At 66.1% G+C, this 9,091-nt stretch carries 1 protein-coding gene; it reads left to right on the top strand.

Annotation, left to right across the window (positions count from 1 at the left end; all coding sequences use genetic code 11):
* Nucleotides 1–9,091: amino acid adenylation domain-containing protein (locus ACTHN9_RS20760; protein WP_440538660.1), on the top strand; the 9,091-nt coding region annotated here is incomplete at both ends.

Genomic DNA, 9,091 nt, shown 5'->3' with positions numbered 1-9,091 from the left:
GCGCGCACTGTTCGAGGCGCCCACGGTTGCGTTGCTGGCTCGGCGTGTGGCCGCCGAGCCGGTCTCGACAGTCGCGCGGCCCGCGCTCTTGCCGCTGCCGCGCCCCGCTGTCGTCCCGCTCTCGTTCGCGCAGCAACGCCTTTGGTTCCTGCATCGGCTCGACGAGCTTCGCCCGTCGTACGTCATCCCATCGTGCTGGAGGTTGCGCGGCAAGCTTGACGCCCAGGCGCTCGAAGCCGCACTAACCGACTTGATCGGCCGGCACGAAAGCTTGCGCACGACGTTTCCCGAGGCGGCCGACGGCCCGTGTCAGTGCATCCTCGATCGGGACCAGGTGAAGCCGGTCCTCGAACGTCACCGTCTCGAGAACACGCCGCTTCCGGAGACAGCGCTCGAAAACGCGCTGCGCCATGCGGTTCGTTTCCGCTTCGACCTCGCTTCGCAAATCCCGCTACGGGCGACATTGTTCTCGCTAGGCGCTAACGAGCATGTGCTGCTGATCTTGCTGCACCACATCGCCGCCGACGGAGAATCGATGGGGCCGCTGATGGCCGATCTTGCCGTCGCCTACGCGAGCCGTTGCCAAGGGCGTGCGCCGAACTGGGCTCCGCTGCCGATACAGTATGCGGACTATGCTCTTTGGCAACGCGCCATGCTGGGGCGGCCGGACGATGCCGCCAGCGTCGCGGGACGTCAGCTCGCCTATTGGCGCAATGCGCTGGCCGGCGCGCCCGAACTATGCACCCTCGGCCAAGATCGAGGGCGGCCGGCAATCTCGCACGATTGCAACGCCGCCGTTGCCCTGCATGTTCCGGCGCGCTTGCACGAGGACCTGCTGGCCGTCGGCCGGCGGCACGGGGCCAGCCTTTTCATGGTGCTGCATGCGGCGCTGGCTATCTTGCTTAGCCGTCTCGGTGCGGGGTGCGACATCGTCGTCGGCTCGCCGATTGCCGGGCGGACCCATGCCGGTCTCGAGCCGCTAGTCGGCTTTTTCGTCAACACGCTCGCACTGCGCACCGATGTCTCGGGCAACCCCGATATCGCGACGTTGCTGCGCCAGGTGCGAGAGCGTTGCCTGACCGCCTACGCTCACCAGGACTTGCCGTTCGATCAGGTGATCGAAGCGCTCAATCCCACTCGCACGCTGTCGGCGCATCCGCTTTTCCAGGTCATGCTCGCGCTGCAGAACGCGGGCCAGCAGGCTAACCTCGTATTGCCGGAGCTGCACGCGGCACACATGGCGGTGCCTCTACCGATCGTCAAATGCGACCTGGTCTTCAACCTGCGTGAAGCGCTCGACGAACGCAGCGCGCCGGACGGATTGCGCGGCTATCTCGAGTACGCACTCGATCTGTTCGACCCGGAAACGATCGAGCGTCTGGGGCGACAGTGGCAGCACGTGCTCGAAGCGATCGTCGCAGCACCGGATCGCCGTCTCCTCGATATCGACCTGTTGGACGACAAAGATCGAAGCCAATTGCAGCGCTGGAACGACACCGCCCGGCCGATCCCCGCGCTTTCGGTCCCCGCGCGCTTCGAACAGCAGGTGTCGTTGCAGCCGGACGCGCTCGCCGTCGTCTCCGGCGAGCGTCGCCTGACCTACGCCCAGCTCAATGTCCGCGCCAACCGACTCGCGCACCGGCTGCTTGCGCTCGGCGTACGCAGCGAAGACCGGATTGCCGTTCAACTGGACGACCCGCTCGAGTTCGCCGTTGCCATCCTGGCCGTGCTGAAGGCGGGGGCCGCCTATGCGCCGCTTTCCTCGCGCTACCCGGACGAGCGCAAGCGATGGATCCTGGACGATGCGCAAGCCACGGTGCTGCTGATCGACGGCGAGCGACCGGCCGGGCTATCGTCGGCTTCGGTGCGGGTGCTCGCCGTCGACGATCCGATCCTTGCGCAATATCCCGCGGAAAACCCCGCGCGCTCCATCGGGGCGGATCGACTCGCCTATGTGATCTATACGTCCGGATCGACCGGCCGCCCGAAAGGCGTGGCTGTCACGCACGCCAACATCGTCAGTCTTGCGAGCGACCGGCGCTGGTGCGACGGCAAGCATGAACGCGTACTGGCGCATTCGCCGCATGCGTTCGATGCCTCGACCTACGAACTTTGGGTACCGCTCTTAACGGGACAGCAAGTCATTGCCGCGCCGTCGGGCAATCTGGAACCGGCCATGCTGCGGCAGGCGATCGACGAGGCGGGCGTCACGGCCATCTTCGTCACGACGGCGATGTTCCGGCTAGCGATGGAAACGGACCCGCATTGCCTGCGCGGGCTACGCACACTGTGGACAGGAGGCGAACGCGCGTCGAGCGCGGCCTTCGAACGCATGCATGCCTGTTGCCCGGAAACGGAGGTCGTCCATGTCTACGGGCCTACGGAAACCACCACGTTCGCGATCGCACACGCATTGCCTGTCAGGGGCAGCGTGGCCGACAACGTGCCGCTGGGCGTTCCGCTCGACAACACGCAAATCCATCTGCTCGATGCGCGGCTTAAGCCTGTGCCGATCGGCACGCCCGGCGAAATCTGCATCGGCGGCGCGGGCGTGGCGCGCGGCTACCTGAATCGGCCCGCGCTCACGGCCGAGCGCTTCGTGGCCGATCCGTTCGGCCCTGCCGGCGCGCGCCTGTATCGCTCGGGCGATCTCGGGCGCTGGCGTCGCGACGGCACGATCGAGTTTCTCGGCCGCATCGACGAGCAGCTCAAAATCCGCGGCTTTCGCATCGAGCCCGGCGAAGTCCAAGCCGCACTGGAGCAGCATCCGCACGTAGCGCAAGCGGCCGTTATCGCGCGCGAAGATCAGCCCGGCAACCGCCAACTCGTGGCCTATGCCGTGGCCGCCGAAGCCGAAGCCCGGCCCGAGCCCGTCGCGTTGCGCCGGTATCTGGCCGAGCGCTTGCCCGATTACATGGTGCCCGCCGCCATCGTCATGCTCGATGCGCTGCCTCTTTCGCCCAATGGCAAGATCGACCGCAAAGCCCTGCCCGCGCCTCGGTTCGCCGCGATCGACGACGACCAAATCGATGACCAAGCGCCTCGGGACGAAATCGAAACCGAACTCGCCCGCATCTGGTGCGAACTGTTGAAGCTCGAGCGCGCAGGCCGGAGCGATCACTTCTTCGAACGAGGCGGCCATTCGCTGTTGGCGGTCCGAATGGCGGCAGCCGTGCAGCAAGCGTTCGGCGTGGAATTCGCGGTGCGCGATTTGTTCGTCAATCCGGTGCTGAGCGACGTTGCCGACGCGGTCCGCCACAAGGCTCGCGGGGACGCTCCCGTCATCGCGAAAGCGGAGCGCGACGCGCAGCTGCCGATGTCGTTCGCCCAGCAGCGGTTATGGTTCCTGGCGCAGATGGAGGGGGCGAGTCTCGCCTATCACATCGGGTTCGGCGTGCAACTGCGCGGCAGCCTCGATCCGGCTGCCTTGCGTCGCGCCTTGGATCGCATCGTGGTCCGGCACGAAGCACTGCGCACCACGTTCGCCCTAGTCGACGGCGCGCCCGTGCAACGCATCGCGCCCGCCTCCACGGCGCACCTCGTTCTCGCGGAAACGGATCTGCGCCTGCACCCCGAACCGTTGGCCGAGCTGGAAAGACGGGTCGTCGCGGAGCGAGACGCACCATTCGATTTGGAGCACGGCCCGGCAATTCGCGGCCGGCTGATCCGGCAAGCGGACGATACGCATACGCTGTGGATCACGCTGCATCACATCGTCTTCGATGGCTGGTCGATGGGGAACTTCGTCGGAGAGCTGAGTACGCTGTACAACGCCTTCGCTCGAGGACAAGACGACCCGCTGCCGGCGCTAGCACTGCAGTATGCCGATTACTCGATCTGGCAGCGGCGCTGGATGGAAAGCGGCGCGGCGCAACGACAAGCCGCCTACTGGAAAGCGACGCTGGCGAACGTGCCGTCGATGCTCGACCTCCCGACCGATCGACCGCGCCCCGCGCGACAGTCTTACGCCGGGGCACTCGTGCACCTGTCGCTAGACGAAGCGCTGACGATCAAATTGAAGGCCCTGAGCGGCCGGCATGGCACCACCTTGTTCATGACGCTGCTCTCGGCCTGGGCGGTTTTGCTCTCGCGGCTTTCGCGCAAACGCGACTTGGTCGTCGGCACACCGACGGCCAATCGCGGACACGCACAGATCGAGCCGCTGATCGGCTGCTTCGTCAACATGCTGGCCTTGCGGATCGACCTGGACGGCGCGCCGACCGTGGGCCAGTTGCTCGCCCGGGTGAAGGCCTGCGCCTTGGCCGCGCAGCAGCATCAGGATTTGCCCTTCGAACAGGTGGTGGAGCTGACGGCGCCGGCGCGCACGCTCGCGTATAGCCCGCTGTGCCAGACCGTGTTCGTATGGCAGAACACGCCGGAGCAAACGCTGGACATGACGGGCGTGAGCGCCACGCCGCTGCGCGTGGGCACGCACGCGACGGGCAAGTTCGATCTCACACTGGCGCTGCACGAAGACGAAGGCCGCATCAGCGGCGGCATCGAGTATGCGACGGCGCTATTCGATGCCGCTACCGTCGAACGTTTTGCCGATTATCTGCGAACGTTGCTGCAGGCGATGGCGGACGACGACGCGCGGCCGATCGATCGCTTGCCGATGGTCCCCGCGGCAGAACGCAACCGCCTGCTCGCAGCCGCGCGCATGGATGCTAACCCTGCGCCAGAGGCGACGTTGCCGCAGTTATTCGAACAACGGGCGCAGGCGATGCCGCATGCGCCGGCTGTGGTGTTCGAAGGCGAGCGCCTGACCTACGCCGAACTCAATCGCCACGCGAACCGACTGGCGCACGAACTGATCGCGGCCGGTGTCGGACCGGGGCATTTCGTCGCCATCGCCTTGCCGCGCAGTCTCGCGTTGCCGATCGCGCTGCTCGGGGTCCTGAAATCCGGCGCGGCCTATGTGCCGCTCGATCCGGACTATCCGCCCGTGCGGCTCGCCTTCATGTTGGAGGATGCCAAGCCGGCGCTCGTGGTCACGAACGAATCGATCGCGAGCCGATTGCCGCCAGACGGGGCTCGGTTGCTGTTGGATGCGGCGGATGTGCGCGCGCGTCTGAATCGGATGCCGGCAACGAATCCCGCCGATCGGCATCGGCCGCGCCCGCTTTCGCCGTCGCATCCGGCTTACGTGATCTACACCTCCGGATCGACCGGCCGCCCCAAAGGCGTGGTCGTGGAGCACCGTAACGTCGTGCGCTTGCTACGGGTGACGGAGCGGCGATTCCGCTTCGACCATACCGACGTCTGGACCCTCTTCCATTCGTTCGCTTTCGATTTTTCGGTCTGGGAGATCTGGGGCGCGCTCGCCTATGGCGGCAAGCTGGTCATCGTGCCTGCGCTATGCGCGCGCGAGCCCCAGGCTTTCTACGCACTGCTGTGCCGCGAAGGCGTCACCGTGTTGAACCAGACGCCGAGCGCCTTTGCGCAACTGATCCCGGAGCAGGCGCGTAGCAGCGAGACGCACCGCCTTCGCTACATCGTTTTCGGTGGCGAAGCGTTGGAATTGCGCACGCTGCTGCCTTGGATTCAGCGCACCGACCCCGCGCGCACCCGCCTCATCAACATGTATGGCATCACCGAGATCACCGTTCATGCGAGTTTCTGCGCGATCGAGCGGCGCGACATCGAAGGCGGTGCGGGCAGCCGGATCGGCGCCCCGCTCGACGACCTGCAAATCTATCTGCTCGACGAATCGCTGGAGCCTGTGCCGGCCGGCGTGCCGGGCGAACTGTATGTCGGCGGCGCCGGTGTCGCTCGCGGCTACCTCGGACGTCCGGCGCTGACGGCGGAGCGCTTTATCGCGAACCCCTTCGGTCCGCCGGGCGCACGCTTGTATAAAACCGGGGATGTCGGTAAACGCCTGTCGGACGGCACACTCGAATTTCTCGGGCGCAACGACGAACAGGTCAAAATCCGCGGTTTCCGCATCGAGCTGGGCGAGATCGAAGCTAAGCTAGCGGCACAGGACGGCGTGCGCGATGCGGTGGTGCTGGCACGCGAGGACGAGCCCGGCGGCAAACGGCTGGTTGCCTATCTCGTTGCCCGCGAAGGATGCGCGCTGGACGCCGCGACGCTGCGCGACAGTTTGGCGACGCAGTTGGCCGACTACATGCTGCCGAGCGCGTACGTCATGCTCGATGCGTTGCCGCTGACGGTCAATGGGAAGCTCGACCGCAAGGCGCTTCCCGAGCCGGATAGCCATGCGTATGTCCGGCGTGGCAACGAAGCGCCGCAAGGCCCGATAGAGCGCGCGGTGGCCCGGATTTGGTCGGAAGTGCTGCGGCGCGATTCGATCGGACGCCATGACGACTTCTTCGAGCTGGGTGGGCACTCGCTGCTGGCGGTCAGCTTGCTGTCGCGGATTCGAGATACCTTGCAGCGCGAGGTGCCGCTGGCCGTCCTATTCGGCCATCCCAACCTGGCCGATTTCGTGGCGGAGGCGGTCCGATGCGCGCCTATCGTCGCTGCGGCCATTGCCCCGGCCGAGCGCACCGCGCCGCTCGCGCTGTCGTTCGCGCAGCAACGGCTATGGTTTGTGACCCAAATGGCGAGCGCGAGCAACGCTTATCACATTCCTTTCGGCTTTCGCCTCACCGGCATGCTCGATCGAGTCGCCCTGGCCGCGGCCCTGGACAAGATTGTCGAGCGACACGAAGCGCTGCGCACGACATTCGATCAACGCGGCGGGCAGGTGTTCCAGGTCATCGCACCGCCCGATGCCGGCTTTGCCTTGCGCACGCTCGATCTGAGCGCGATCGCCGAGCCGCTCGAGCGCGGAGCACGGCTTCATGCGCATCTTCGCGAGCAAGCGCACACGCCGTTCGACCTCGAACGGGGCCCCCTGATTCGTGCGAGCTTAGTGCGGCTCGCGCCGCACGAACATGTGCTGTTCTTCTGCGCGCATCACATCGTCTTCGACGGGTGGTCCAACGGCGTGCTGACACACGAACTCGGCGTGTTGTACGGCGCGTGCCGGCAGTCCCGCACCCGCGAGGGCGGCGACGACGAGCATGGCCCGCTGCCGCCGCTGCCTATTCAGTATGCCGATTACGCCCTATGGCAGCGCAAGGGAGACGGCAGCGAACGCGACCAAGCGCAGATCGCATACTGGAAGCACGCATTGGCCGGCATTGCATCGATCATCGATCTGCCTACCGATCGGCCTCGGCCGCCTAGGCAGGACTACGCCGGCTCCCGTTGCCCGGTTACGCTCGACGTTGCCTTGACCGGCCGGCTGCGTGCATTGAGCCAGCGCCACGGCGTAACGCTTTACATGACGCTCATGGGAGCTTGGGCGGTCGTGCTGTCGCGGCTGTCCGGACAGCGCGACGTCGTCATCGGCAGCCCGACCGCCGGGCGGACCCGCAGCGAAACCGAGCCGCTGATCGGCTTGTTCGTCAACACCCTGGCCGTGCGGTACGCGTTGACGCCTGGGCTGACGGTCGCAGCCTTGCTCGACTACAGCAAACGGCAAATTCTGGCCGCGCAGCAGCATGCGCAAGTGCCGTTCGAAAAGGTGGTCGAGCAGTTGCAGCCGCCGCGCAACTTGGCCCATACGCCGATCTTCCAGGTCATGCTTGCCTGGCAGAACACCCCGCGCAACGCGCTCGCGTTGGACGATCTCGCTGTATCGCCCATCGGCGGCACAGGGGACGCGGGCGCCAAGTTCGACCTCACGCTGACCTTGTACGAAGCGCACGACCAGATCGTCGGCTCGCTCGAGTACGCTACCGCGCTATACGATCGCGCAACGATCGAGCAGCATATCGACCATTTGCGCACGCTGCTGGAGGCCGTCGTCGAGGACGATTCGCAAGCGCTCGCAAGCTTGCCGCTGCTCACGCCCGCGCAACGGCAGCAAGTGCTGTCGGACTGGAACGCGACCGAGACGCCGTATCCTCATGACGCCTGCCTGCATCGCTACTTCGAAGCGCAAGCCGAGCGCACGCCCGATGCGGTGGCCGTGGTCGACGAAGCGTCGCAGCTAACGTATTCGCAATTGAACGCTCGGGCCAACCGCCTTGCGCGAAGGTTGATCGCGCTAGGCATTCGTCCCCACGCGAAAATCGCGCTATGCGTGGAGCGCGACGCATCGATGGCGATCGGCATGCTCGGCATCCTCAAGGCCGGCTGCGCATACGTGCCGATGGATCCGTACCATCCCGCATCGCGGCATGCGGCCCTGATCGAAGACTGCGCGCCGGCCGCGCTGGTGACTCAGCGGACGCTGCTGCCCGAGCTGACGGAACACGGGGGCACACAGCCGGTCGTCGTCATCGACAGCCCCGATTCGCTCGCCGCCGCGCACGAGCCGCACGGCGACGATCGCAATATCGAACTCGGCGGCCTCACGTCTCGCGCGTTGGCCTATGTCCTCTATACGTCGGGCTCGACGGGCGCGCCCAAGGGCGTGATGATCGAACACCGATCGGTGATGAACCTGTGGCAAGCGCTCGAGCACAACGTCTACGGTGGGAAACGGGAATACCGTCGTGTCGCGCTGAACGCGGCAATCTCGTTCGACGCCTCGCTCCAAGCGTTGGTGCAGCTATTGTCGGGCCGCTGCCTGGTCATGGTTCCCCAGGCGGTCAGGCTCGATGCCGCCGCGATGTCGGCCTTTCTGAAAAGCCGGCGTATCGATGCGTTCGATTGCACGCCCGCGCAACTCGAGCTGTTGATTGCCGAGGGCTTCTTCGACGATCCGCGCGACTTGCCGAAGGCCATCCTGGTTGGGGGCGAGGCAATCTCCGTCGCCACGTGGGGTGCGCTTCGCGTCCTTTCCGGAAGAACTCGAATCTATAACGTGTACGGCCCGACCGAATGCACGGTCGATACCACACTGTGCCGGTTGAACGAAGCGCTCGAGCACCCGAGCATCGGCCGCCCGCTCGGCAATACACGCGTCTATCTCCTCGATGCGCAGCTCGAGCCCGTGCCGATCGGCACGCCCGGCGAAATCTGCATCGGCGGCGCGGGCGTGGCGCGCGGCTACCTGAATCGGCCCGCGCTCACGGCCGAGCGCTTCGTAGCCGATCCGTTCGGCCCTGCCGGCGCGCGCCTGTATCGCTCGGGC

The sequence above is a fragment of the Trinickia sp. genome, from assembly GCF_051953405.1.
Lineage (GTDB): Bacteria > Pseudomonadota > Gammaproteobacteria > Burkholderiales > Burkholderiaceae > Trinickia.
Note: the sequence above shows the minus strand (reverse complement) of the source record. Positions and strands in the feature narration are given on the sequence as shown.